Origin of the sequence: Ruegeria sp. HKCCE3926, from assembly GCF_017872515.1 — a bacterium.
In the GTDB taxonomy this organism is placed as follows: domain Bacteria; phylum Pseudomonadota; class Alphaproteobacteria; order Rhodobacterales; family Rhodobacteraceae; genus Ruegeria.
Map to the genome: position 1 here is coordinate 1,075,459 of NZ_JAEDOU010000001.1, position 24,724 is coordinate 1,100,182.

Annotated in this window: 29 protein-coding genes and 1 other RNA gene; 15 read left to right on the top strand and 15 right to left on the bottom strand. The window is 57.3% G+C overall.

What is annotated here, in order from left to right; all coding sequences use genetic code 11:
* Positions 1-45: 45 nt before the first annotated feature.
* The 10 genes from rseP to I9184_RS05515 all read right to left on the bottom strand — a co-directional run bounded on the left by rseP (position 46) and on the right by I9184_RS05515 (position 9,030).
* Positions 46-1,398 carry an RIP metalloprotease RseP gene (gene rseP, locus I9184_RS05470; RefSeq protein ID WP_209833192.1) on the bottom strand — a complete coding sequence of 451 codons (1,353 nt, stop codon included), beginning with the start codon at positions 1,396-1,398 and terminating at the stop codon, positions 46-48.
* 4 nt (positions 1,399-1,402) lie between these two features.
* A complete protein-coding gene (dxr, locus tag I9184_RS05475; RefSeq protein ID WP_209833194.1) occupies positions 1,403-2,575 on the bottom strand; it encodes a 1-deoxy-D-xylulose-5-phosphate reductoisomerase in 1,173 nt (390 codons plus the stop codon).
* The gene (locus I9184_RS05480; protein WP_209833196.1) at positions 2,575-3,357 is read right to left on the bottom strand and encodes a phosphatidate cytidylyltransferase; all 783 of its coding nucleotides are present in this window, start codon (positions 3,355-3,357) and stop codon (positions 2,575-2,577) included. The genes dxr and I9184_RS05480 overlap by 1 nt, the downstream gene beginning before the upstream one ends.
* Complete coding sequence (locus I9184_RS05485) at positions 3,354-4,085, bottom strand: isoprenyl transferase (protein WP_171116012.1); 732 nt, start codon at positions 4,083-4,085, stop codon at positions 3,354-3,356. Before I9184_RS05485 ends, I9184_RS05480 begins: the two co-directional genes overlap by 4 nt.
* A 9-nt stretch (positions 4,086-4,094) precedes the next feature.
* Positions 4,095-4,658, bottom strand: a complete 564-nt coding sequence (frr, locus tag I9184_RS05490; RefSeq protein ID WP_171632603.1) for a ribosome recycling factor — start codon at positions 4,656-4,658, stop codon at positions 4,095-4,097.
* A gap of 182 nt (positions 4,659-4,840) precedes the next feature.
* The gene (gene acuI / locus I9184_RS05495) at positions 4,841-5,836 is read right to left on the bottom strand and encodes an acryloyl-CoA reductase (protein WP_152457920.1); all 996 of its coding nucleotides are present in this window, start codon (positions 5,834-5,836) and stop codon (positions 4,841-4,843) included.
* An 89-nt stretch (positions 5,837-5,925) separates the two neighbouring features.
* Positions 5,926-7,029 (bottom strand): dimethylsulfoniopropionate demethylase, encoded by a 1,104-nt coding sequence (locus I9184_RS05500; RefSeq protein ID WP_209833198.1) that lies wholly within the window; start codon positions 7,027-7,029, stop codon positions 5,926-5,928.
* Positions 7,030-7,560 (bottom strand): DinB family protein, encoded by a 531-nt coding sequence (locus tag I9184_RS05505; RefSeq protein WP_348539503.1) that lies wholly within the window; start codon positions 7,558-7,560, stop codon positions 7,030-7,032.
* Complete coding sequence (locus I9184_RS05510; RefSeq protein WP_152457918.1) at positions 7,557-8,261, bottom strand: DUF1326 domain-containing protein; 705 nt, start codon at positions 8,259-8,261, stop codon at positions 7,557-7,559. The genes I9184_RS05505 and I9184_RS05510 overlap by 4 nt, the downstream gene beginning before the upstream one ends.
* 4 nt (positions 8,262-8,265) lie before the next feature.
* Positions 8,266-9,030 carry a DUF2182 domain-containing protein gene (locus tag I9184_RS05515; protein ID WP_209833716.1) on the bottom strand — a complete coding sequence of 255 codons (765 nt, stop codon included), beginning with the start codon at positions 9,028-9,030 and terminating at the stop codon, positions 8,266-8,268.
* Between the two features lie 115 nt (positions 9,031-9,145).
* Between I9184_RS05515 and I9184_RS05520 the strand changes: the two genes are divergently transcribed.
* The 10 genes from I9184_RS05520 (at position 9,146) to I9184_RS05565 (ending at position 16,795) form a co-directional block, all read left to right on the top strand.
* Positions 9,146-9,877 (top strand): FadR/GntR family transcriptional regulator, encoded by a 732-nt coding sequence (locus I9184_RS05520; RefSeq protein ID WP_171723319.1) that lies wholly within the window; start codon positions 9,146-9,148, stop codon positions 9,875-9,877.
* 117 nt (positions 9,878-9,994) lie between these two features.
* On the top strand, positions 9,995-11,395 hold the full coding sequence (locus I9184_RS05525) for a selenium-binding protein SBP56-related protein (RefSeq protein WP_152457916.1): 1,401 nt from the start codon (positions 9,995-9,997) through the stop codon (positions 11,393-11,395).
* A 13-nt stretch (positions 11,396-11,408) separates the two neighbouring features.
* Entirely contained in the window at positions 11,409-12,062 is a 654-nt protein-coding gene (locus tag I9184_RS05530; RefSeq protein WP_171231674.1) for a hypothetical protein, read from the top strand.
* A gap of 59 nt (positions 12,063-12,121) precedes the next feature.
* Complete coding sequence (locus I9184_RS05535; RefSeq protein ID WP_209833200.1) at positions 12,122-12,772, top strand: TenA family protein; 651 nt, start codon at positions 12,122-12,124, stop codon at positions 12,770-12,772.
* Positions 12,773-12,789: 17 nt separating this feature from the next.
* On the top strand, positions 12,790-13,152 hold the full coding sequence (locus tag I9184_RS05540; RefSeq protein ID WP_152457913.1) for a DUF4345 family protein: 363 nt from the start codon (positions 12,790-12,792) through the stop codon (positions 13,150-13,152).
* A 36-nt stretch (positions 13,153-13,188) separates the two neighbouring features.
* Positions 13,189-13,536, top strand: a transfer-messenger RNA (tmRNA) gene (gene ssrA / locus I9184_RS05545).
* Positions 13,537-13,637: 101 nt separating this feature from the next.
* Positions 13,638-14,069 (top strand): ester cyclase, encoded by a 432-nt coding sequence (locus I9184_RS05550; RefSeq protein WP_171632620.1) that lies wholly within the window; start codon positions 13,638-13,640, stop codon positions 14,067-14,069.
* Positions 14,070-14,194: 125 nt separating this feature from the next.
* Complete coding sequence (locus tag I9184_RS05555) at positions 14,195-15,010, top strand: sulfurtransferase/chromate resistance protein (protein ID WP_209833202.1); 816 nt, start codon at positions 14,195-14,197, stop codon at positions 15,008-15,010.
* Positions 15,007-16,260: a chromate efflux transporter gene (gene chrA, locus I9184_RS05560; RefSeq protein ID WP_171632627.1), complete on the top strand. Its 1,254-nt coding sequence runs from the start codon at positions 15,007-15,009 to the stop codon at positions 16,258-16,260. Before I9184_RS05555 ends, chrA begins: the two co-directional genes overlap by 4 nt.
* Positions 16,261-16,336: 76 nt before the next feature.
* Positions 16,337-16,795, top strand: coding sequence for a ClpXP protease specificity-enhancing factor SspB (locus tag I9184_RS05565; RefSeq protein WP_171632630.1), 459 nt, complete (start codon positions 16,337-16,339; stop codon positions 16,793-16,795).
* 27 nt (positions 16,796-16,822) lie between these two features.
* Here the strand turns inward: I9184_RS05565 and I9184_RS05570 are convergent, their stop codons facing one another.
* A complete protein-coding gene (locus I9184_RS05570; protein ID WP_171632634.1) occupies positions 16,823-17,386 on the bottom strand; it encodes a hypothetical protein in 564 nt (187 codons plus the stop codon).
* Positions 17,387-17,591: 205 nt separating this feature from the next.
* Here I9184_RS05570 and fumC point away from each other — a divergent pair, with 205 nt between their 5' ends.
* From fumC to I9184_RS05590, 4 genes are read left to right on the top strand one after another with little or no spacing between them, the layout of a single operon-like run.
* Positions 17,592-18,986 (top strand): class II fumarate hydratase, encoded by a 1,395-nt coding sequence (gene fumC / locus I9184_RS05575; protein WP_209833204.1) that lies wholly within the window; start codon positions 17,592-17,594, stop codon positions 18,984-18,986.
* The gene (locus tag I9184_RS05580) at positions 18,986-19,162 is read left to right on the top strand and encodes a DUF4169 family protein (RefSeq protein WP_171231680.1); all 177 of its coding nucleotides are present in this window, start codon (positions 18,986-18,988) and stop codon (positions 19,160-19,162) included. Before fumC ends, I9184_RS05580 begins: the two co-directional genes overlap by 1 nt.
* The gene (locus I9184_RS05585) at positions 19,159-19,380 is read left to right on the top strand and encodes a ribbon-helix-helix domain-containing protein (protein ID WP_152457905.1); all 222 of its coding nucleotides are present in this window, start codon (positions 19,159-19,161) and stop codon (positions 19,378-19,380) included. Before I9184_RS05580 ends, I9184_RS05585 begins: the two co-directional genes overlap by 4 nt.
* Before the next feature lie 58 nt (positions 19,381-19,438).
* Positions 19,439-20,041, top strand: a complete 603-nt coding sequence (locus I9184_RS05590) for a DNA-3-methyladenine glycosylase I (RefSeq protein ID WP_209833206.1) — start codon at positions 19,439-19,441, stop codon at positions 20,039-20,041.
* Positions 20,042-20,045: 4 nt separating this feature from the next.
* Here the strand turns inward: I9184_RS05590 and I9184_RS05595 are convergent, their stop codons facing one another.
* From I9184_RS05595 to I9184_RS05610, 4 genes are all read right to left on the bottom strand, one after another.
* The gene (locus I9184_RS05595) at positions 20,046-20,927 is read right to left on the bottom strand and encodes a fructose bisphosphate aldolase (RefSeq protein ID WP_209833208.1); all 882 of its coding nucleotides are present in this window, start codon (positions 20,925-20,927) and stop codon (positions 20,046-20,048) included.
* A 73-nt stretch (positions 20,928-21,000) separates the two neighbouring features.
* A complete protein-coding gene (locus I9184_RS05600; RefSeq protein WP_209833718.1) occupies positions 21,001-22,350 on the bottom strand; it encodes a cytochrome P450 in 1,350 nt (449 codons plus the stop codon).
* 2 nt (positions 22,351-22,352) lie between these two features.
* Positions 22,353-23,555, bottom strand: a complete 1,203-nt coding sequence (locus tag I9184_RS05605; protein ID WP_209833210.1) for a hypothetical protein — start codon at positions 23,553-23,555, stop codon at positions 22,353-22,355.
* 62 nt (positions 23,556-23,617) lie between these two features.
* Positions 23,618-24,370, bottom strand: a complete 753-nt coding sequence (locus I9184_RS05610) for a cytochrome c biogenesis protein CcdA (protein WP_171723327.1) — start codon at positions 24,368-24,370, stop codon at positions 23,618-23,620.
* A 106-nt stretch (positions 24,371-24,476) separates the two neighbouring features.
* On the opposite strand from I9184_RS05610, the gene I9184_RS05615 reads away from it, so the two are divergent.
* Positions 24,477-24,710: a sulfurtransferase TusA family protein gene (locus tag I9184_RS05615; RefSeq protein WP_171632649.1), complete on the top strand. Its 234-nt coding sequence runs from the start codon at positions 24,477-24,479 to the stop codon at positions 24,708-24,710.
* Positions 24,711-24,724: the final 14 nt, after the last annotated feature.

Genomic DNA, 24,724 nt, shown 5'->3' on the forward strand with positions numbered 1-24,724 from the left:
AGAATGAGGCAATTTTGCGGCCCAATCTTGCGCCACGCGCCACAATTAGCAGAACAAATCGTTGCTCACTGAAAACAGCATGAGGGTGAGAATTAAGGTGATCCCTACACCCATGAGCACCCGCAAGGCCCCATCACTGGGTGGTTTCCCTGCAATGGCTTCATAGGCGTAGAACACAAGGTGCCCGCCATCCAATGCCGGGATCGGAAACAGGTTCAGCAATCCGACCGCCGTCGACAGAACCGCGATGAAGAAAATGAAGTTCTGCGCCCCCTGGCTGGCCATTGCCCCCGAGGTTTCGGCAATCCCGATCGGCCCCGAGATGTTACAGGTGCTGATTGCCCCCGTCACCATGTGCCACATACCAGACAGCGACCCTTCGATAATGCGGCCCGTCTGTCTGACACCGCCGGTCAGTGAATCCAGAATACCGGCCGGTTCAGTTGCTGGCTCCAGCATCATGCCCCCGATGATCCCAATCCGCCAATGGGTGACGAAACCGCCATCCGGCTGAGGTTCATCCGTGCGTCGGGGGGCCAATGCGAATTCCAGCTCGGACCCATCCCGCCAGACGTCCAACAGCAGAACCCGGCCGTCGGACCCTTCGACAAAATCCTTCAGCTGCTCGAAGGCAAAGATCGGCTCTCCGTTCACCGCCGTGATGACATCGCCTTGTTTCAGTTGAATATCCATCGCCGCGCTGCGTGGGGCCACTTGGCGGATCAGGGGTGGAAACATCCATGGTGCTTGTACATCCAGCGTTTCACCGTCCCGGATCACCGTGTAATCCAGAACCGGTTCCACAGGCAGCGCATCGATAAAGTCCTGCCAGGCCCCCTCTTCATCATAGTCAGGTGTCGGTGTGCCGGCGATTGCGGTGATCACATCACCTTCTCTCAATTCCTGCACAGTGCCTGGCAAGGGTTGCAACGTTCCGACCGTCAGCGGCTCCTTCGATACGCCCTGTGACCAGAAAATCAGGCCAAACACCAGAATGGACATGACGAAGTTGAAGACAGGTCCGGCCGCGACCGTTGCGGCCCGTGCCCACAAAGGGGCACCATGCATGGTGCGGCGCAGCTCTTCCGGGCTTTGGGTAGCGATGCCTTCCATCGCCTTTTCATCCTTGCCCGATGCTGCATTGGCATCGCCCAGGAACTTTACGTACCCCCCAAACGGCAGCAACGCGATCTGCCATCTTGTCCCCCGTTTGTCGACACGGCTCCAGAGAACCGGGCCAAACCCGATCGAGAACACTTCGGCATGGATACCGGACCAACGCCCCACAATGTAGTGGCCGTATTCGTGCACCGCGACGATGACCGACAATGCGGTGACAAACGCGACAATCGTCCAGAGAAGATTGCCGAATTGCGGGATTAGGGAAAGTACGTCCAAAATTCTATCCTGCTCGTTCCACCACAGCGTCATCGACCCACTGACGTGCCAGATGGTCTGTTTGCTGTACGTTATCAAGGGTCATCGGGGCATCAATAAGGCTGCCTGACGCGTCGAACCTGTCGAGAACCGCCGCGACGGCATCAGCCATATCCAGAAATCCGGTCCGGCGCGCGATGAAATGATCCAGCGCACGTTCCTTCGCGGCGTTGAAAACAGCACCCGCCAGGCCGCCACGCGCCATCACGTCCCGGGCCAGTTTCAATGCGGGATAACGTGCCAGATCCGGAGCGTTGAAACGCAACTGCCCCAGCTTGGCCAAATCAAGGCGCTGTATCGGCAATTCCCGTCTTTCGGGCCAATGCAGCGCGTAACCGATGGCGTGGCGCATATCGGGTGCCCCCATATGGGCCATCACCGCACCATCACGATACCCGACCAGGGCGTGTACTATGGATTCCGGATGCACCAGCACTTCGATCTGATCCGGATTGACACCGAAATATTCTTTTGTTTCTATAACTTCCAGCGCCTTGTTGAACATGGATGCACTGTCGATTGTGATACGCTGCCCCATATCCCAATTCGGATGGCTTGAGGCCTGTTCAACAGTCGCGTTCACCAGTTCACTCAGGGGCCAATCACGGAACGCCCCGCCGCTGGCGGTGATGATCACACGCTCGACTGTTTCGATGTCTTCACCGACCAAAGCCTGAAACACCGCCGAATGTTCGCTGTCGACCGGCAGCAATCGCGCACCATGCCGTTTGGCCGTTTCCAGAACCAATGATCCCGCGCAGACCAATGTCTCTTTGTTGGCCAGCGCGAGGGTCGTGCCCTGTTTCAACGCCTCGATGCCCGGTGCCAACCCGGCCGAGCCGACAATGGCCGACATGATCCAATCCGCCGGACGTGCCGCAGCCTCGACGATGGCACGCGGGCCTGCAGCCGCCTCGACGCCACTGCCGGCCAAAGCGGAACGCAGGTCATCAAGCCGGTCTTCATGAGCGGTGACGGCAATATCGGCACCGAGCCGACGCGCGTCATCCGCAAGTCTTTGAATATTGGCGCCACCGGTCAAAGCCACGACGTCATACTCGGACGGTGCACGCGAAATCAGATCAATCGTATTCTGCCCGATCGACCCGGTGGCTCCAAAAACAGATACCTTTCGCATTACATTTCACCCGGCGAATAGATCAGCCCCGCGATCAAAACGAACAGCGCGGCCCCCATCATGCCATCAAACCGATCCAGAAAGCCGCCATGGCCCGGTATCAGGTTCGAACTGTCTTTGACACCGAACTTGCGTTTGACCGCACTTTCAGCAATATCGCCGGCCTGGCTTGCCATTGAAGCCAAAACGGAAACAACGACAAAAGCGAATCCAAAGCCGGCCAGGCTTGCAAAAACCGCGCCGACAAATGCCGCGGCGGCCCACCCTCCGGCGGTTCCCGACCACGTCTTCTTCGGGCTGACCTTGGGCCAGAATTTCGGGCCACCAACCGCCTTGCCCACGAAATAGCCCGCGACGTCCGTGGCGACCACGACAGCAATCAGCCAAACCATCCAGCCAAAACCGGAATTTTCGCGGATCGAAATGAAACCCAGCCCGGCCCCGACGATCCAGACCACGAACATCCCGAACAGAACCTTCGAACGACTGATCTGCCCCACTCCCACAAGCGCAGGCGCAAGCACGACCGGCAAAGTGTAAATCGTCGGAAGATGATAGCTGAGAACCACGGTGATGCTTGTCAGAATCCCCAATTGAACAGCCACGCCGCGGGCTTGCGGGTCGATCATCCGAACCAATTCCCACGTCATCAGACCACAGGCTGCGGCGATGAAGGTTTCGAACCACCACCCGCCAAGCCAGACTTCGATTGATCCGATCACGACCAGAACAGCAGCAGAAAGAACCCGTGTTGTCAGGTCAGACCATCGGCCGTCTCTCATGCCAGAACCGCTCCGAACCGCCGATCTCTGGTGCCGTAATTCTGGCACAGACGGGCCAGTTCAGCAGCAGTGAAGTCCGGCCAGAGGGTGTCGATGAATTCATATTCCGAGTAAGCCGATTGCCAAAGAAGAAAGTTTGAAATCCGCGCTTCACCGCTGGTTCGGATAACAAGGTCGGGATCAGGAAGAACACGCGTATCCAGATATTTAGGAAGAGTTTCTTCATCCACCTCTTCGGGTTTCAGCCGCCCTTCAGCCACATCCCGCGCCAGACGCTTTGTGGCGCGCGCGACCTCGTCGCGCCCACCGTAATTCAGCGCCACGGTCAAATGAACCAGATCGTTGTTCTTGGTTTCTTCTTCCAACGAGTCCATCAACTCGATCAACTTGGAATCCAGCCGGACCCGATCTCCGATGAACCGAACGCGGATGCCATTATCCGCAAGTGTCCGGGTTTCCTTGATGATGTAGCGGCGGAACAGGTTCATCAGGCCGGCCACCTCGACCTGGGTCCGCTTCCAGTTTTCGGTCGAAAAAGCGAACACCGTCAGGTACTTGATCCCCAAACCAGGGCAGGCCTCGACAACCTCGCGCACGCGCCGCGCGCCGGCATGGTGGCCGAACAGCCGGGGACGGCCGCGTGCCTGCGCCCAACGACCATTGCCATCCATGATGATGGCCACATGGCGCGGGCCGGACTCCAGCTCGGTTTGCGGGTCTTTTGGCATCAGTTCGGCTCAGACCTGCATGATTTCGGCTTGCTTGGTTTCAAGCGCAGCATCCACGGCCTTGATCATCTCATCCGTCATGTCCTGAACTTCGCTTTCCCAAAGCTTCTGGTCATCTTCCGACATGCCGTCCGCCTTGGCCTTCTTGATCTGATCCATGCCATCGCGACGCACGTTGCGGATCGCAATGCGCGCGTTTTCCGCGTACTGACCGGCGACCTTGCTCAGCTCGCGGCGGCGTTCTTCGTTCAACTCGGGAATCGGCAGCATTATGATGGTTCCGTTCAATTGCGGATTGATACCAAGGCCGCTTTCGCGGATGGCCTTTTCCACCTTACCCACCAGTGACTTGTCCCAGACGTTAACAGTGACCATACGCGGTTCGGGCACGTTCACGGTGCCCACCTGGTTGATCGGTGTCATCGAGCCGTAAGCGTCAACCATGACAGGTTCCAGCATCGAGGCCGAAGCACGCCCTGTTCGCAATGATGCAAATTCGGTTTTCAGATTGGCCATTGCGCCATCCATGCGGCGCTGCAGATCATTGGTGTCCAGTTCGAAGTCGTCAGACATTCTGCTCACTCCCCGTCTTCAGGTACTCTTTGGATGGGTCTTACGCCATCGCAATTGGGATGTATAGCAATCATGATCGGGAATTGTATCAATGGCCAGAGGTGTTGCGACCAATTTGGACAAACATCGTTTTCCGGAACCTGGCCGAGTTTCTTCGGCCAGGTTGCTTTCATGGGTCAGCCTCAGGCGTTCACATCCACCACGACGCGGCCCTTGACCTGACCTTTCAGAATGTCGGCGCCCAGTTGCGGCAGATCGGACAGACCGGCCGGTTGAACCATCGCCTCAAGCTTGTCCATCGGCAGATCCGTGGCGATCCGTTTCCATGCGCGCACCCTGTTGTCATAGGGCTGCATCACGCTGTCGATGCCCAAAAGATTCACGCCGCGCAGCAGGAACGGAATCACCGTCGCAGGCAAAGCAGCCCCCCCTGCCAAACCTACCGCAGCAACAGAGCATCCGTATTTCATCTGACCCAGAACGCGTGCCAGCATGGCGCCGCCCACAGCGTCAACGCAGCCCGCCCATGTTTCGCTTTCCAGAGGGCGTTTTGTTGTCTCGTTCAGGTCGTCGCGCGGCACGATGGTCGTCGCTCCAAGTGATTTCAGATAGTCACCGGTTTCGGGCCGTCCGGTGACCGCAGCGACCTCATAGCCCAAATTGCCAAGAATGGCCGTGGCCACCGACCCGACGCCACCCGCGGCCCCGGTTACCAATACCGGTCCACGATCCGGGGTCAGCCCATGATCCTCCAGCGCCATGACCGCCAGCATCGCAGTAAACCCGGCAGTGCCCACTGCCATTGCCTGACGCGTTGTCAGCCCATCGGGCAGCGGCACCAGCCAATCGGCCCGCGCGTTGGCTTTTTGCGAATAGCCGCCCCAATGTGCCTCACCAACGCGCCATCCGGTCAGAACAACCTTGTCTCCGGGTTTGTAGCGGTCATCCGATGAGGCCTCGACCGTGCCGGCGTAGTCAATGCCGGGGACATGCGGATAGGCCCGCACCAGCCCGCCCCCTTTCGGAGACAGGCACAGGCCGTCCTTGTAGTTCACCGTAGAATATTCGACCGCAACCGTGACATCACCATGCGGCAGGTCATCCACCGACAATTGTTTGATCGAGCCGGTGGCAAGTCCGCTCTCTTCATCCTTGTCCATCACAAGTGCATTGAACATCTGTCATTCCTTTCGTGTTCAGCGACCAGCCCATGTCGTCAACTGGTTCAAAATTTCCCGAGGTCGACGCGGCAGCGTCCTTGATTCTGCTAGATCCAGAAATGCGATTGCACGGTCGCGCGGCGCATCCCGGCCGGTGTTTCCACTTCCAGTTCCGTCCCGGCATCCCAATGGCTCAGGCGCACCATACCGATCGCCACATTGGTTTCAAAATCCGGAGACCACGCCGCTGATGTCACCTGCCCCACGCGCTTGCCGCTTGCAAACAGGTCCCAGGGACGATCGCAGCCCGGTACAGGCTCACCGGCGATGGCGATTGGCCGGATTTGCTGCACCGGCCCTTCCTTGGCGACACGCAACAGAGCATCCCGACCGATACAGCCAATCGCGGTATGCGTGTTGCAGAACTTTCCCAGACCGCATTCATGCGGGGTATTGTCGTCGGTCATGTCGTTCCCATAGGACAACAGCCCGCCCTCAATGCGTTCGATCAGGTTCGGGCAGCCCGCGCGCACGTTCAGGTCTTCGCCGGCGGCAAACAGGGCGTTCCACAAAGGCATGCCGATATCGCCACCTTCAACGTATATCTCGAAACCACCCTGTTTCGAATAACCGGATCGCGCGACGGCCAGATCGCGCCCCTCGAACTCGACCATGTCAAATTTAAAGAAACGGATGTCGCGCACTCGGTCCCCGAAGACACGCGCCATCAGCTCGTCCGCCCTTGGGCCCTGAACGGCAAGCGGCGACACGTCCGGTTCATCCACCAGCACATCCAGACGGTACCCAACGGCGATACCCTTGACCCACAGCAACAGATCACTGTCGGCAATCGAGATCCACCATCGGTCTTCGGACAACTTCACCGCCACCGGGTCGTTCAGCATGCCGCCGGTTTCGTCAACGATCGGCACATAGAAACATTGCCCCGGCAGCATACCGCGCAGATCGCGCGGGGTCAGCATCTGCATCAGACGCGCAGCATCAGGGCCACGCAATTCAACCTGCCGCTCGCACGACACATCCCAGACCTGCACATGGGTCTTAAGATGCCGGTAATCGGCTTCAACACTTTCAAAAACCGTCGGCAACAACATACGGTTGTAGACCGTATAGCCCTTGACCCCGGCAGCTTCGACTCCTTCAGAGAACGGAGTGCGCCGCAAGCGGCGTGAGGCGGAAATCTGCGGCATTCATACCTCCTGCGGCATAAAGACGATATCACTGACAGGCGCTTCCGAGCCCGTCTCGGTCAGCATTTTGTGCACTTGCCCCCTGTGATGGGTCTGATGATTGAAGAAATGGATCACGCACAGCGCGTAAGGCATTGTGACATCAGCCTCTTTTGCGGCGGAATACCACGTGAACGAGCCGGTCAACGGATCATCCCCCAGCCCTTCTGCCCAGTTCAGGATACGCGCATCGATCTTTTCGCGTAACGCCAACCAGCTTTGCAGGTCCCGGCACAGGTATACGCTTTCATGGATACCCCCGCCCGCCTTGTGAATATTGCCATCTGGCCCGTCGCGCTTTTCGAAACGCGACATCCACATCCAGTCACCCCACAGCAGATGGTTCACCGTGCCCATAATCGAGCCAAAGAATGCTCCGCGTTCAAGGGTCAGTTCCTTCGGTGTCAGAGATTGCAAAAACTCTGCCAACTGATTGTTCTGCCAGCGATTGTAACGCGCCATTTCCTGCGCATACCCGCCCGTGATCATCATTTGGGCCCGTGCCAGTCGATCGGGCAGATTTCAGCGGACTTGCCGCCAAAGTCCCAGACCCGGCCATAGTCTCGCACCTTCGATTTGGTGCCACGCGCCACGATGATGTCAGGTCCCATCCAGTATTTGGAATTTGAGACCATCACCGGATGCTCCGGGTCCTTGCCCGCAAGCATCTCGATCTCTCCCTGTATCTTGCGACCAATCGCGATCCGACGTTTGTTTCCGTCGCGCTCGATCTGGACCGGCGCCCGTTCCGCACCGATGATCTCGCTGACCAGCATGGTAAACAGACCGGTCGTGCCGCCCGCCTGACCGCTGAAGATTTGCAACAATCCGTTGTAAGCCTTGCCGCTTGCGCGCTCGTCGACATAAGCGGCGACTTTCCACTGGCCTTCCCCCATCCGGCCCGGAATATCGACCAGCAAGCCGACATTCAGACCCGACAGATCCTCGCCTTCATAGTGGCCTTCATCAACGATGATGCCCATCCAAGCATGGCAGTGACCTTCCGTAGGGGGATGTGCGCCCAGCGACACCACGCAGGGGCAAAACACGTCACATGAACAGTTCAGGATCAGTTCACCCTTGATGGCCCATTCCGTCGGACTCATCTCTCGCCGCTTGGGATTGGGCATGCGGCTGTCAATACGCTGACTGACGGGCAGCCGATCGGCATCTGGTTTTCTGTTTTTAGCCATTGGCTTATCCTCCGTAGCTAATTGGATACACGAGCAGGACGAGACCGCCCGCAATCAACACAAACCCCATTGGACGGGTCACGGCGTGCCCGATCTGAGGAAGTTTCTCCAAAACCATGAACAGGGTCGCGAGCCCCATCCACAACAGGCTCATGACACCGCCTACAAAGCCGAGTGCCATAAAGCCCCAGCAACAGCCGACGCAAAAGGCGCCAAGACCCAGGCCCATGCGCACGCCACCTGCAAAACCGGTTCTCCAATGTCCCAGGAAATAGGTCATCGGGGCATGGCAGACACCGTGGCACACCTCTTTGGCGCGGGAAAACTGAAAGGCGCCCACGGCAATCATCAAGCCGCCCGCGACCCAGCCGGATTTGGCAATTCCCAGCATATCGACAACACCGCCAAACAGCAGAACCAACTGAATTCCTGCGATCACGGCCGCAAACCCGACCCAGACGATGGAATACCCGGCCAGAACCCCCAGCCAGCCGGCGCGGCTGCCATTTGCGCTGCGGATCAGGTCATCGTAACTGCGCAGGGTCGGGATCAGGGTCGGCAGCATCATGGCCGCCATCATGATCGCCCACATTGAAAACAGCGGCCCGAACTCGGCCATGGGCATGTACATGTCCATGCGCGGATCCATCGCGGCCATCGCCTGCCCCATCGGCCCCGGACGGCCGAACAGATCAAGGCCCATGTCCCGGCTCATCGAGAACATGACCCACCACGCCCACAAGATCAGAACATAAAAGCCCAGCCACATTCCGCTGCGCAGCCACGTACGACTCACTTCGGCCTCCCGACTCAACTCCCTTGCTTTTCAAATGTCAGACTTTTAAATGTCAGACAAATAAAAATTTGCCCAAGGCCGTCTGAAGATGAAAACCGCGCCCCGGAAAACCGCAGACCTGTCTGCCCAGATCGCCCAGGCTATTCGGGATGCGATCGTATCGGGTGAACTGATCGTGGACGCGCGCCTGCCGTCCGAAGCCGAGCTGTCGGATCAGTTCCAGGTCTCTCGCCCGACCGTGCGTGAGGCATTGAAACGGCTGGCCGCGCAATCCTTGATCCGCACACAACGCGGCGCTTCCGGCGGGGCGTTCGTGAATCGCCTGAGCTTTGAGGATGCCTATTCTCAGCAAGTAACGACTTCGACATTGCTGCTGTCGATGAATGCGGTCAGCTTCGATACCGCATGCGAGGCGCGATATGCCCTGGAAAGGGCCTGTGCGCCTTTGTCAGCGCAGCGGCGCACGGCAGATCACCTGGCGACCATGCGGGCAGAAATATTCCGCCAGTCCCAACCGGGCCTGACGGACGAGGCATTTTGCGCCTCGGACGTGACTTTCCATCGCGCGCTGGTGGATGGGGCTGGCAACCCGGTCCTGTCCTATCAGCTGGCGGGCGCCGTGGAAGCGATGCAACCGCTGATGAACATGATCACATTCACGGCGCGATCCCGCGAAGAGATCATCGGACTGCACAGCAGAATAGTGGACGCGCTTGAGGCAAAAGACGCGGACACCGTAGACTCCGCACTTGTTGATCTGGAACATTACACACGACGGCTGGCCCATGACGTGGCCGAAAGCAAACGTAAACCGACCTGAGGGCCGCATTCGAAACAAGATCAGAACAAGGGGCAAAAAAGCGGGCAGATTTTCATCCGGCGCCAAGATCGGAACTTTCAATATGAGTTGAAGTTCAATGACTTACGGGAGGACGTTATGAACCAAAGACCGGACCCAAGTTTTTATCCATCCGCGAAACTGGCGATGGAGGGCCCCGCCGAGACGCTTGCATTCACGCTGATGCTCAGCCCTGACTTTTCTCAACCCGACGGGCTGGCGGTTGTGAATGTCGATCCAAGCTCGGACGATTTCGGAAAGATCGTGCATCAGGTGATCATGCCCGAAAAGGGCGACGAATTTCACCATTTTGGCTGGAACGCCTGTTCTTCTTCCCTGTCGCCGCTGAGCGGTCATGCGTTTCTGGAGCGGCGCTATCTGATCATCCCGGGCATCCGGTCCAGCCGGATTTATGTCATTGACGTGAAGAACCCGCTTGAGGCCAAGATTCACAAGATCATCGAACCCGAAGAAGTCTTTGCAAAGACAGGGTATTCCCGTCCGCACACGATCCATTGCGGGCCCGAGGGCATCTATGTCAGCACCCTTGGTGGCGGCGGCCCCGACGGCACAGATGGCCCTCCGGGCATATTCATCATGGATTGCGAGACCTTCGATATCATCGGGCGCTATGAGATCGAGCGCGGCGTGCAGGACAAGCATTATGATTTCTGGTGGAACCTGCCGCGTGACTACATGGTCAGTTCCGAATGGGGCCTGCCGCCGCAATTCGAAAACGGGCTGGTGGCCGAGGATCTGTTGTCCAACAAGTACGGCCACCGGATCCATTTCTGGAACCTTCGGAACCGGACGAATATTCAAACCATCGATCTGGGCGAAAACCATCAGATGGCCCTGGAAATCCGCCCCGCGCATGATCCCGTAAAACAATACGGGTTCTGCGGCGTTGTCGTCGATACGACCAACCTGCAAGGGGCGATCTTCACCTGGTGGCGCAATGATGACGGCACGTTCGAAGCCAAGAAGACCATAACAATCGATCCGCAACCCGCTGATCCTGATGATCTTCCTGACCTTCTGAAGGGCTTCTCTGCCGTTCCGCCGCTGGTCACTGATATCGACCTAAGCCTGGACGACAAGTACCTCTATGTCGCGTGCTGGGGAACCGGCGAGATGCATCAATACGATGTATCCGACCCGATGAACCCAACCCTGGCAGGCAAGGTCGAGATCGGCGGAATCGTCAAAAAGACAAAGCATCCAAATGGTCAAACCTTTGGCTATGGTCCACAGATGGTCGAAATCAGCCGCGACGGCAAACGCGTCTATTGGACCAATTCGCTTTATTCCACGTGGGACGATCAGTTCTACCCCGAGGAAGGTGGTGCGGCCATGGTCAAGGCTGATGTCGGCGAGAATGGTGGTCTGACATTGGATCCGAAGTTCTGGGTAGAGTTTCCCAAGGGCTATCGCAGCCACCAGATACGGTTGGAGGGCGGAGACTGTTCAACCGACAGCTTCTGCTATCCGTCGGTCTGAGTTGGAATTATTGATGTCATCAACGGCTGGCCTGTGGCTGGCCGTTGTTCTGAGCGGAGCCTATCACGGCCTGAACCCCGGCATGGGCTGGCCGCTGGCGGTGTCTTCGGCTCTTATGGAACAACGCCAATCCGCGCTTTGGGGTGCACTCGCGGCTTTGGCTGGCGGGCATTTCGTGGCCATGCTTGGCGTACTTCTTCCTTTTGCCCTGATGGCCGTACTGGTCGATTATCAGAATGAAATCCGCATCGGCGCGGCTCTGGTCGTGATTGGCATGGGCCTGTACATCGCGATAACCCGCCGTCATCCCCGCTTTCTTTCGCGGATCCCGCCAAGCAGGCTCGCGCTGTGGTCTTTTCTTGTGGCGCTTGCCCACGGGGCTGCCCTGATGCTGGTTCCAATCTATCTGGGCCTGTGTGCCGTGGATGAACTGGACGCGGGCCATCAAGCGATTTCTCAGATCATGACCACGAACACCCTTTTGGTTCTGGGCGTCGCCGCGCTGCATACGGCCGCCATGGTTCTGGGTGGCGGTTTTTTGGCCTTTGCGGTCTATCGTTGGCTTGGTCTGCAATTCCTGTCGCGCAGTTGGTTCAACCTGGAGCTCATCTGGGCCCTGAGCCTCATTCTGGTCGGTGGTCTGGGTCTTTGGTCCGCCCTTGGCTGACCTTGTACTTTGTTTTGAAACGCGCTTTGTCTGCATCGAAACAAAACTGGAGCTTCCGAATGCAGGACCAAACCCGCCCAACCGAAGTGCTGCGTCAGGGCAAAATCGACGACTGGACGGCCGCCACAACCCATGCTTTCACCCGCGAGTTGTCTGACGGCACCCTGCCCGAGAACAAGATGCGCTGGTATCTGCAACAGGATTATCAGTTCGTCGACGGTTTCGTGCGTCTTTTGGCCAGCGCCATCGCGCATGCGCCGACCCTTGCTGACAGCGTACCGGCCGCGCAGTTTCTGGCGGTGATCACAGGCCCCGAGAACACCTATTTCCTGCGCGCGATGGACGCTTTGGACACTGAGCCCAGCACCGAGCCCGCGCCTGCCACGCGGGCGTTTCAAGATCTGATGGCCGAAGCCGCAGCCTCTGGCCGTTATCAGAACATGCTGGCGGTACTCGTCGTGGCGGAATGGGTATACCTGAGCTGGGCCAGCCCAGAAAACCCGCCCAAAGACGGCTTGCCGTTCTGGTTTGCAGAATGGATCACGCTACATGCGGGCGAAGGGTTCGAAAGCGTCGTGGAGTATCTGCGCAGTCAGTTGGATAACGTCTGGCCGACGCTGGATGCGGCCGAACAGGCCGAGGTCACGCGACTGTTCCATCGCGCTGTCGAACTGGAACGTGATTTCTTTGACGCCGCCTACGCGGCCTGAACCATAAGGGGGCCGGAATGGTCGCAACTCTGAACGTCATCGCGGCATTGCTGACCATCGGGTTCGGCGCATTCGGGTTTCTGGCCCCGGCCCACACCGCGTCGGCCCTGGATCTGGCCCCAACCAACAGCACGATGGGGTTGTCCGAGATGCGCGCCTCGGTCGGTGGTTTGTTTGTTGTGACGGGGATCGCCGTTATCTGGCTGAACAACCCAATGGCCTATGTCATGCTGGGCATTGTCTATTCCGGTGCGGCGCTGGGCCGGTTTGTGTCAGTCGCGCTGGACAATCCCCCCTTGGCCAAGGCGTTGATCTTTGGGGGAATCGAACTGGTTCTGGCCGTCTGGCTCATCGCTGCAAACTTCAACAAAGCCACCTAACAGATTGGAAATGTTAAACACGGCTGAGTTCATTCTGAGTTTGCATCCACCCATCACCTCACCTATATAAGAATCGTCCTTCGGGACTATGGACATAAACGCGCTCGTAATAAGCGGATCGGACCCGGGGGCGGTACCCGGCGGCTCCACCAACCATCCTTCGTTTGGGGATTTTGGGGCCGAAACAGGATCGACGAACGTCTAAAGGGGTTAGCTTTGTCTCGGCTGTCTGCCACCGTTACCGGCGAAAACAGTACAATTGCAAACGACAATCGTGCTCCGGTTGCAGTTGCTGCGTAAGCAGTAGCAAGACCGAAACTTAAGCCCTTGCGCCTAGCCGCGTAAGGCGGGGTTCGCAGGTACCTGGCAACAGAAACCTGCATTAATCCCACACATGTCTGATTTTATTCACCCGTCCCTTGGCAGATTCAGAGTTTATTCATTCCTTTTTGCCATCTTGCCAGCACTTGGACAGGAGAACTGGGATGACGAATTCAGAGATACTCAGAAAGTGGTACTCCGAAGTTTGGGAAAATGGAAACACCGAAGCAATTGATCAGTTCTTTGCACCCGAAACGATGGCCGAGGGGCTGATTCCGGAAATGCAGGTCGGTGCGGACGATTTTCGGGATCTGGTCATGGCGTTCCGCCATATTCTGGGGGACATCAAGGTCGAATTGCCCAAGATCATCGAAAACGGCGACTGGGTGTCTGCCATTCTGCATGTTCGTACTTTTCGGGCTGACAATGGCGCGCCACTGGAAGTCACGGGCCAGGTCATGGCGCGGTTCAAGGCCGAAAAGATGGTTGAAGCCTACAACCATTTTGACTTCATCTCGTTTTTTGAAGAGCTGGGCCAGTTTCCATCGGACACCCTGCCCGTATGCATGACCGGGCAACGCCTGGACTGGGCGTGAACCCAAAGCAATCTTGACCCCCATGACCCTTGCGCGCTAGCAAGTGCCATGGGGTAAGATTGCGAACGCCCCGTGAGGCGACAGCCCAAGTTTCGCATGTATCCGCGGTCACAAGGAAACATGCCATGGCATCGCCCAACTCTATTTCTCCCAAACAACTCCTGCGTCTGATTGGTACTCCGAATGCGCCCGTTCTATTCGACGTCTGCCTGAATGACGATTTTGAAGAAGATCCCTATCTGATCCCCGCATCAATCCGGCACCCGGCCACGGATCTTCAGGGGCTTTTGTGCAAGATCTCGGGCCGTTCGGTCGTTATTATCTGTCAAAAAGGCAAAAAGCTGAGCCAGGGCGTTGTCTCCTGGTTGCGCGGCGAAGGGCATCAAGCCGAATATCTGGAAGGTGGAATGCATGCCTGGCGCGACATGGCCGATGCACCACGTGTGCCCGCAACACGCATTCCTGATCGAATTGGTGGCCATACGCTGTGGGTCACACGTCACCGACCCAAGATCGACAGAATCGCATGTCCCTGGCTGATACGCAGGTTTGTTGATCCCGACGCCAAGTTCCTGTTTGTGGCACCCGGCGAAGTCGAAAGCGTTGCGACTGTTTTCGGGGCGTCACCTTTTGATATCGAGAACACGTTCTGGAGCCACCGAGGCGACAACTGCACGTTTGACACAATGTTGGATGAATTCGAGCTTCACTCCCCTGCGCTGGACCGGTTGGCGACGGTCATCCGGGCAGCGGACACGAACCGGCACGCGCTTGCACCCGAAGCGGCGGGATTGTTGGCGGTGTCTGTCGGGCTTTCAAGGCAGTACCGCGATGACCATGAAAACCTGAAAGCCGGGATGAACCTTTACGACGCAATGTATCGCTGGGCGCGCGATGGGTTTGACGAAAGCCATGACTGGCCCACCGGGCGAACGTCATGACACCGACACTGGCCGAGATTTTCAAGGTCTTTGGCAGGATCGGTCTGCTGTCTTTCGGCGGTCCTGCGGCTCAGATTTCCTTGATGCATCAGGAATTGGTCGAACGCCGACCCTGGCTGGATGAACAGACTTACCTGCGCGCCCTGTCTCTGTGCATGTTGCTGCCGGGCCCCGAGGCGATGCAGCTGGCAACCTATGCGGGGTGGCGCCTGCGCGGCGTTGCCGGCGGGCTGATTGCCGGCAGCTTGTTCGTGTTGCCCGGCGCGTTGGTGATTGCGGTTCTGGTCGCGCTCTATTCAGTATTTGGCGATGTTCCCTTAGTGCAGTCGGCCTTCACGGGCATCAAGGCAACCGTCATCGTCATCGTTTTGCAGGCGCTCCGCAATCTTTCGCGCAAGGCATTGAATGATCGCGAGCATCGAACAATCGCAATCCTGTCCTTCCTGGCCATTTTTCTGCTGAACCTTCCTTTTCCGGCGATCATATTCGTTGCCGCAGCTTGGGGGTACGTGACCTTCAAAGGACCCGTAGAAACTCCCACGCGAGAAGGAACACCACATCTGGCGCGGTCTCTGCGAACGATTGCTGTCTGGTTGCCCCTTTGGTTGGGCCCGCTCGTTACTCTGAGCGTCACAGGCCATCAACTGCTGAGCGATCTGGGGTGGTTTTTTGCCCGACTCGCCGTTGTGACGTTTGGCGGCGCATATGCCGTATTGGCCTATATGACCCAAACGGTTGTCGACCAGTACCACTGGATCAGCACGGATCAGATGATTGATGGGCTGGGTCTGGCGGAAACGACTCCGGGGCCGCTCATACTTGTCACACAGTTTGTCGCCATGCTGACCGGGCAACTGACCGGCGGGTTCACGCTGGCGCTTGCAGCCGGTGCGGTTGCATTGTGGGCGACGTTCGTTCCGTGCTTTCTTTGGATTTTTCTTGCGGCCCCATATCTTGACCGTCTGGCTGCGCGTCCTCGCCTGTCCGCGGCCCTTCATGGAATCACCGCGGCCGTCGTCGGAGTGATTCTCAACCTTTCCGTGTGGTTCGCCCTGAATGTTCTTTTCGAATCGGTGTCTGAAAAATCATGGGGTCCTCTGGCAATCCCCATGCCGCAGATTTCCGCGTTGAATTTTACCGCATTCGGTCTAACTATCCTTGCTGGGGCCTTGATTTTTCGACTGAAATTAGGGATGGGAACCGTGCTTGCCCTGATGTCGATTGCCGGCCTGGCTGCACACAATATCTGATCAATCCGGTCGTACCCGCCCTTTCGTTTCCGAACAAAACCCCTATGCTGAGCATAACCACTTTTGAGGATCACACATGTCGCAAGGCATCGACTATGGAAACCTGATGCACACCGCCATGCGCGGCTTGATCAAAACAGTGCTGAAGGACGTTTCTGAAACCGGTTTACCCGGGGCGCATCACTTTTTCATCACGTTCGACACACGTGAAGATGGTGTGGAAATCGCCGACTGGCTGCGTGAACGCTATCCCGAAGAAATGACCATCGTCATGCAGCACTGGTTCGAGAACCTCGAAGTCGGTGACCTCGGCTTTGGCATCACTTTGAACTTTGGCGATGCCCCAGAACCGCTGTACGTCCCTTATTCCGCAATCAAGACTTTCGTGGACCCATCCGTGGAATTCGGCCTTCGCTTCGAAAGCCCGGAAGACGAAATCGAAGAAGATCAAATCATCGAAGACGACATCGAAGTCGAAGACGAAGAAATACATCACGATGCGGATATCGTGTCGCTGGACAGCTTTCGGAAGTGAACCTTCAAACCCCGCCCGGCGCGGGGTTTATCGTTTCATTAGGAAAGTCTCGACCGATCGTGATTTTTGACCATCTATGAATCGTGAAAACGCGAGGTTCAGCCCACCTTGTGCAAGCGTGCGGTCGAATTGCTGCAACTCATATCCTCCGTCCTCGTCAATGAACAAAGAAAACACGGTCAGTGTTTCGCCGACGATGCGGCCCCATACAAATGGCTCGCCCTTCATCGGGTCCAACGGGACTTCGTGACCAAAAACATTGCGTTTCATCGCCGCCGAAAACACATCCGGTCGATCCGACGGAACAAAATCAATCGAGAACTTCTGTTCCTTTACGCGTCCATCCAACTTGTATGTCGTCGTCCGCCAACTGACGTTGAAACCGTTCTTGGTCTCGAAGATGGAAACGCTCATGTCGCGGGGCGTTGTCGTGCCATCCGCGTCCACAACTTCGGCTGAACCGATATAATCTCCTGTGAACGGTGTAATGTCTGCCGCGCGGGCCGCTGCGCTCAGAACCGACAGCCACAAAGCGCAAACTGCAAGTATCGCGACTGCTTTTCCAAGCGTAAGGCGATGGAAATCTGGCATTTTGTCCTCCATGGCGTCTATTGCTCCATTGTAGCCCAGCGGTATCGGCAAACAATGCACATTCCCCGCCTATAACGATTAAAGTGACGCACCCCGCGCCTATACCTTTGACGCCCTTAAGTTTAAGGTGCGCGCAACTGGCCGATTGCGTCACGGCGTGGCTGCGGCTAAACGGCATACAACTGCATACCAGACGGAGTGACCGATGTCTCAAACCCGCACAGAATCCGACAGCTTTGGCCCGCTCGAGGTTCCTGCCGACAAGTATTGGGGCGCACAGACGCAGCGCTCGATCATGAATTTTCCCATCGGCTGGGAAAAACAGCCGGTCGCCATCGTGCGCGCGCTGGGCGTGATCAAGAAAGCCTGCGCCATGGAAAACAAGGCAACGGGCAAGCTGGACGCAAAGATAGCAGATGCGATCATTCAGGCCGCAGGCGAGGTGATCGAGGGCAAGTTCGACGACAACTTTCCGTTGGTCGTGTGGCAGACGGGTTCGGGCACCCAGTCGAACATGAATGCGAACGAGGTCATCGCCAACCGAGCCATCGAGATTCTGGGCGGCAAGATCGGTTCCAAAGACCCGGTACACCCGAATGACCACTGCAACATGGGGCAATCGTCGAACGATACTTTCCCAACCGCCATGCATATCGCAACAGCGATGAGCGTACGCGACGTCCTGCTTCCCGGCCTTGAAAAACTGGCGTCCGGGCTCGAGCAGAAGGCCGGGGAGTTCAAGGACATCATCAAGATCGGCCGAACCCATACGCAGGATGCGACACCGCTGACCTTGGGTCAGGAGTTCAGTGGCTATGCCCACCAGATTCGTCAGGGAATCGCACGCGTACATGCGGCGATGCCGGGGATTTATGAACTGGCCCAGGGCGGCACGGCCGTTGGCACCGGCCTGAACACCCAGCACGGCTGGGACAAAGCGGTCGCAGGGCATATGGCCCAGATCACTGACCTGCCCTTCGTGACGGCGCCGAACAAGTTCGAAGCGCTGGCCGCGCATGATGCCATGGTCTTTCTTTCGGGCGCTTTGGCGACGATTGCCGGCAGCTGCTACAAGATCGCAAACGACATTCGTTTCCTGGGCTCCGGGCCTCGTTCCGGCCTGGGTGAGCTGATTCTGCCGGAAAATGAGCCCGGCTCGTCGATCATGCCTGGCAAGGTAAACCCGACGCAGGCCGAAGCGCTGACACAGGTCGCCGCGCATGTGATGGGCAACAACGCGGCGATGAATTTTGCCGGGTCGCAAGGGCATTTCGAATTGAACGTCTACAATCCGATGATGTCCTACAACCTGCTGCAATCGATCCAGCTGTTGGGGGATGCCACCGACAGCTTTACCGAGCGGATGCTAATGGGCATCAAAGCGAACGAGCCGCGCATCGACAAGCTGATGAAGGAATCGCTGATGCTGGTCACGGCGCTTGCCCCTACCATCGGTTATGACAATGCGACCACCGTTGCGAAAACCGCCCACAAGAACGGTACCACGCTCAAGGAAGAAGCCATCGCGCTGGGCTTTGTGGACGAAGCGACCTTTGACGCTGTCGTCCGCCCCGAACAGATGATCGGCCCAAAAGACTGATGGGCAAGCCGGTCAATCTGAACCGGTATCGAAAGGAAAAAGCGCGGGCCGAAAGAAAGGCCCGCGCTGACCGGAACGCCGTCGCATTTGGGCGTACAAAAGCTGAAAAAGAAGTCGTGAAGCTTCAACAGAAAAAACAAAAGCGCGACCTCGACAATCATGAGCTGGACGAATGAGCGGCCGTCCTGTCAAACGCTCTCTGACCCTGAAAGGACACCGAACTTCGGTATCACTCGAGGATGAATTCTGGCGTGCTTTTCGCGAGATCGCTCAGGAACAAGGTAAGCCAATCAATGTCTTGGCGGCTGAAATTGATGTGGCCCGCGACCCGGAAACGGGTCTTGCATCGGCCATACGCGTCTTTGTGCTGAACTGGTTCCGCAACCCTGATTGAGACTTGTCACGCCCTCTACTCGACGTGTAACGTGAGTTGGAACAAAAAGGGTACAACCATGAGCGACACCATTACCGGGCCGGATGGGCAGCAAAGATGCGCATGGTGTCAGGCCGCGCCCGAATTCTTTGAATATCATGACAATGAATGGGGTTACCCTGTCGGCGACGACCAACGGCTGTTTGAAAAACTGTGCCTCGAAAGCTTTCAGTCAGGTCTCAGCTGGCGGACAATCCTGAACAAGCGCGAAAACTTCAGGAAAGCCTTCTGCGGATTTGATTTCAACAAGATGGCCGCGTTTTCTGATGCCGATGTGGAACGCCTGCTACAGGATTCCGGGATCATCCGTCATCGCGGCAAAATTGAAGCGGTGATCAACAATGCGCGTTGCGCGCAGGACCTTGTGGCCGCCGAAGGATCTCTGGCGGCTTATGTCTGGCGTTATGAGGCTGAAACACCCCCGCCCCCGCAAACAGCATCCACATCACCCGAATCCGTGGCCATGTCGAAGGATCTCAAGAAACGGGGGTGGAAGTTTGTCGGCCCAACAACCGTGTTTGCGTTCATGCAGGCCATGGGGCTGGTCAATGACCACGCCGAGGGCTGCATCGGCAGAAAAAAAGCGGCACAGATGCGCCGCTCTTTCATCAAACCTGCCTGACGGATCAGACCGAGGCTTTGTAAATCTTGTCGATGTTGCCACCCAGAGCCGCGTTGAATTCGGCATCTGACTGCTGCTTCGACAGACCTTCGGTCAAAGCCCGCGAGAAGGATGCGATCATCTTGCCGTTTCGGCTCAACAGGTCGCAGGCTTCTTCCGTCGAATAACCGCCGGACAGTGCCACAACGCGCAAGACCCGCGGGTGGTCAGCCAGCGCATCATACAGGTTTGCCTGTGTCGGGATCGTCAGCTTCAGCATCACTTCCTGGCCTTCGGCCAGTTGATTGAGGTTATTGAGAATTTCAGCCTTCAGAATGTCTTCCGCCTCGGCCTTGGTTTCCGAATGGATGTTCACTTCGGGTTCCACGATCGGAACCATACCGGCATCGGTGACTTCGCGGGCGACGTCGAACTGTTGCGCAACCACCGCCGCGATGCCGTCGGCATTCGCTTCGTGAATGACCGAGCGTTCCTTGGTGCCGAACACACCATCGGCCTTGGCCAGGGTCTCGGCCAGACCGGGGATCGGTTTCATCATCTGAACGCCATTTGCCTGTTCTTCCAAGCCTTTGTCGATCTTCAGGAAAGGCACGATACCTTTGACCGACCACAGGTAATCGGCAACCTTGCGGCCTTCGATCTCTTCGCCCAGGGTACGTTCGAACAGGATTGCACCAATCACTTTGTCCTTTGTGAAATCGTCGGCCAGAATGATGCGGGCACGCATCTTCTGGATTTCACCGAACATCTCTTCGTCTGAGCTGTAGTCGGATGCCTCGACACCATACAACGCAAGCGCTTTCGGGGTTGATCCGCCGCTTTGATCCAGTGCCGCGATAAAGCCCGTGCCGTTGATCATCTGCGCGCGCTGTTCTGCTTTGGACATATTGTTTTCCCGTTCAATGATGATTCCGATGTTCTTCCCCGCATACAACAGGGCGTGAACCGATGGTAGGTTGTTAGCGCTCAAACAGGCGTAACCATATACCATCTTTGGATCGAACCGTCAGGTGAGCGACCGGAACGGGTGTTTTTCCCGGGATTGTTTCGAACCGGTAGCGGCGCAAGAGCATTGACAGGATCAGCGGCCCTTCGACCATTGCAAACCCTGCCCCGGTGCACACTCGGGGGCCTGCTGAGAACGGGATGTAAGCGTCGCGCTGGCACCGCTTGCCGTTTTCCGTGCCCCAACGGCTGGGATCAAAACCGTCCGGATCGTCCCACAAACGCGCCTGACGGTGCAAATGCCACGGGCTGATCACGATCTGCGCGCCAACCGGAACATCCCGGTTACGGAACCGTTCGGGGCACGTGGTCTCGCGGACCATCATGGGCACCGGAGGATAAAGGCGCAGCGCTTCACGGAACACATCCCGGCTGATCCGAAGTTTTGAAACAGAGGCAAATGAAGGATCATCCAGAACGGCGGCCTCCTCTGCAACCTTCTGCTGCCATTCCGGGTAAAGGGCCATCAGGTACAGCGTCCAGGCCAAGGCTGACGCGCTGGTTTCATGCCCGGCAAGAAAAAAGATCGCCATCTGATCAACCATTTCCTCGGGGTCGAAGAATAGCCCGGTTTCGGGATCAGCCGTCGTCATGATCTTGGTCGCAAGATCATCAGGTGCCGTTCCGTCCTTGATGGCCTTTGCGCGTGTTCTGGTCAGTTCGGCAATCAGCGCCCTGATATCCCGCGCGTTTTGTTTGGTCGCCCCGGAATGAAACCGGGGCAGCCACTTTGGCAAGGGAACAAAAGCCGCCAGATTCAGCAAAGGTTGCGCGCGTTGATAGGTCCGGAACTTTTCGAACACCTGGCTGGCGATAGCGTTGCCGATTGGAACGGAAAACAGGGTGCGAAATATCACATCCGCTGCCGCATGGCTTGTCTGCTCTTCGAATTCGAGCTCCCCTCCGACATGAGGCCGCAGCCGTTTCACACACGCCTCGGCGGCGGCCAGCATGGCCGGGAATGTATCCTTCAGACGCCCGCCTTCGAACGCCGGATCGATAATCCGCCGCTGTCGTTTCCAGACCTCGCCATTGGTCAGAAACACCGAATTGCCAAGCAACGGGCGCAGGCCTTCGCTGATCCTGCCGGATTTGGGGAAATCGTCAGCCCGTTTCTTGAGGACGGTTTGAACCAGTTCCGGTTGATTGATCAGAAACGACCGGAAGAACGGGGTTTTGAATTCTGCCATCCACGCGCGATACAGCCGGGCTGGCTGGGCCGACAGCAGGTCATGTCTGAACAGTTTTACATAGCGCAGCAACGAAACTTTCTCGGGGCGCGGGTCTGGCTTGGGCGGGGTCATGGTCATGGGTGTACCGAGGTGAACTTGGAGACAGGCGTCTCGATGCGGCTGCGCGAAGCCTCACGATCCGCAAACCTTTGCCCCAACGTCAACGGGCCAGCCGTTATTCGGAAATAATCATAACTTTCCGGCTTGTCGAAGGCGCAAAGATACTGAAAATGAAGGCGAAAAAACCGCCATCGCAAAGCCTTCCAGCGTTCCGGAGACAAGGTTTGCGAAAAAGCCGCTGACAGGACCAGCGGCCAGCGTTTATCAGCATCGGCCACCCCCGTGACCGCAACCGGATCGCAAAGCGCAAAGGCGCAGCCATCACCGGGGGCCGAGACATCGATCCAGCTGAGCTCGGACCGTGTGGACAGGAAATGCAGATCGGACCGCAAATCGTGTGCCTGGGGCAGAAACGAGACCATGGGAACCACCTGTCCCAGGCTGAGAAACGACAGCACCGCGCGTTGCTCGTGCACTTTCGTTTTTCGGATCAGTTCGGCCAGAACAGACACCCCCAGATGCGCGCCCGAGCTGTGGCCAACGACCAGCACTTCATCCACATCGGAATTCAGCGCCTCTTGGATCGCTTCACGAAACGAAGACAACCTGTCCCGCAGCTCGACCGGCATTTGCCCGCTCAACTGCGCTGAATAGGCGTAATCATGCATAAGGTAATACACAAACAACCGGTTATCGACCTTGCGAAACCACAGCAGTAACGCGACGGCGATGGCCGCTCCGGGGAATATCCCCCACCAACCTGCCATGGCTATGCACGCCCATGCCAACGCAAGCGCGATCAGCAGCTGAGACACCAACATCGCCACTGGATACAACGCTGCGATCACCGGGCCCTTGCGCAATCGCATCAGACGCCACAACGTACCGGTTGACATGTAAATCCACGCCGTGCGGGCCAATTGCCAATAGGTCGCCGGGATCGAGGCCGACATGCTGTCGCGCACGATGTCGGACCAGACCAGAACCTCGAATTCCGTTTCAACAGTCAGGCCATCTTGTTCCGAGGTCACACGCCAACCAAAACGCCCGTCCGTTGTCTTTGGGGATATGGCGATCTCGTATCCCGAGATCCGGGCCTGATTCTGCGATTCACCGCGATACAGCTCGCGATATCGCCGGGGCGGCATCGGATCATAGCCGGGTATATAGAACACCCGACGTCTGCGCACCTGCGGCTGATTTGTGTGACTGCTCATGCCCTTACCTTCTGATGCGCAGGTTAACGCAGGCTTGCAGCCAAGGTAAGAGGGTCAGTTAATCATCCGAAATTTGCCAGCGCCGGAAAAGTCTCCAGCAACCACCAGCTGAAGCGGGTGAAAAGCCCGGTTATCAGCATGATGCCCACAAACAGCAACAGCCCGCCCATGATCTTTTCGATCGTGCCCATATACGGTTTGATCCGGTTCATCACGGTCATGGAGCGATTCAGGAACATGGCTGCCAACAAGAACGGAATACCCAAACCCGCAGCGTAGACCCCCAGCAGAAACGTGCCACGCGCGACCGACGCTTCGTTCGCCGCCAGTGACAGGATCGCACCCAGTTGAGGACCAATGCAGGGGGTCCAGCCAAATGCGAAAGCCAGGCCAAGGATGTAAGCGCCAAAGACCGACCCACCGGAATCACCGGTTTCAATCCGTGCTTCGCGATCCAGAAAAGGAATCCGGAAAACATTCAGAAAGTGAAGGCCAAAGACGATGACAACGGCACCGGATAGCTTGGCGAACAGAACCTGATTTTGCAGCACAAACGCGCCAAAGGCCGATGCGGTAAAGCCAAGCAGCAGAAACACGGTCGACAGGCCCATGACAAAGAACAGCGCCGACAGGGTCGCCTTGCGCCGCGCACGGGCCTCGTCCTGCATCTCATGTATGGTAACGCCGCTCATATACGCCAGATAAGGCGGTACGATTGGCAATACGCAAGGCGACAGAAAGCTGATCAGGCCACCCAGAAGCGCGACCAACATGGCGGGCAGCAGTCCCGCGTCTATGATTTCGATTCCGAACATGTTTCTGCACATATGTGATGAAGAGCAATCCGTCACGGGGCCAAACAGTCACATCCTCGTGCTCGGAATCTGGACAATATTACAACTTCGCCCTATCCCGAAAATCATGTCAGAGATTACAGATACCCTGGACGCTTTGGGCCTGTTGTGCCCCTTGCCCGTCCTGAAAGCCCGCAAACGATTGAAATCCATGCCCGAGGGTGCCGTTCTGCGGGTGCTGGCCGATGATCCTGCGGCCATCGTGGATGTTCCGCATTTTTGTGCTGAGGCCGGGCATACACTGCTTTCCCAGAACACTGACGGCGCACATCAGATCTATCTGATCAAAAAATCCGGCTGACCTTCGTTGCAGGT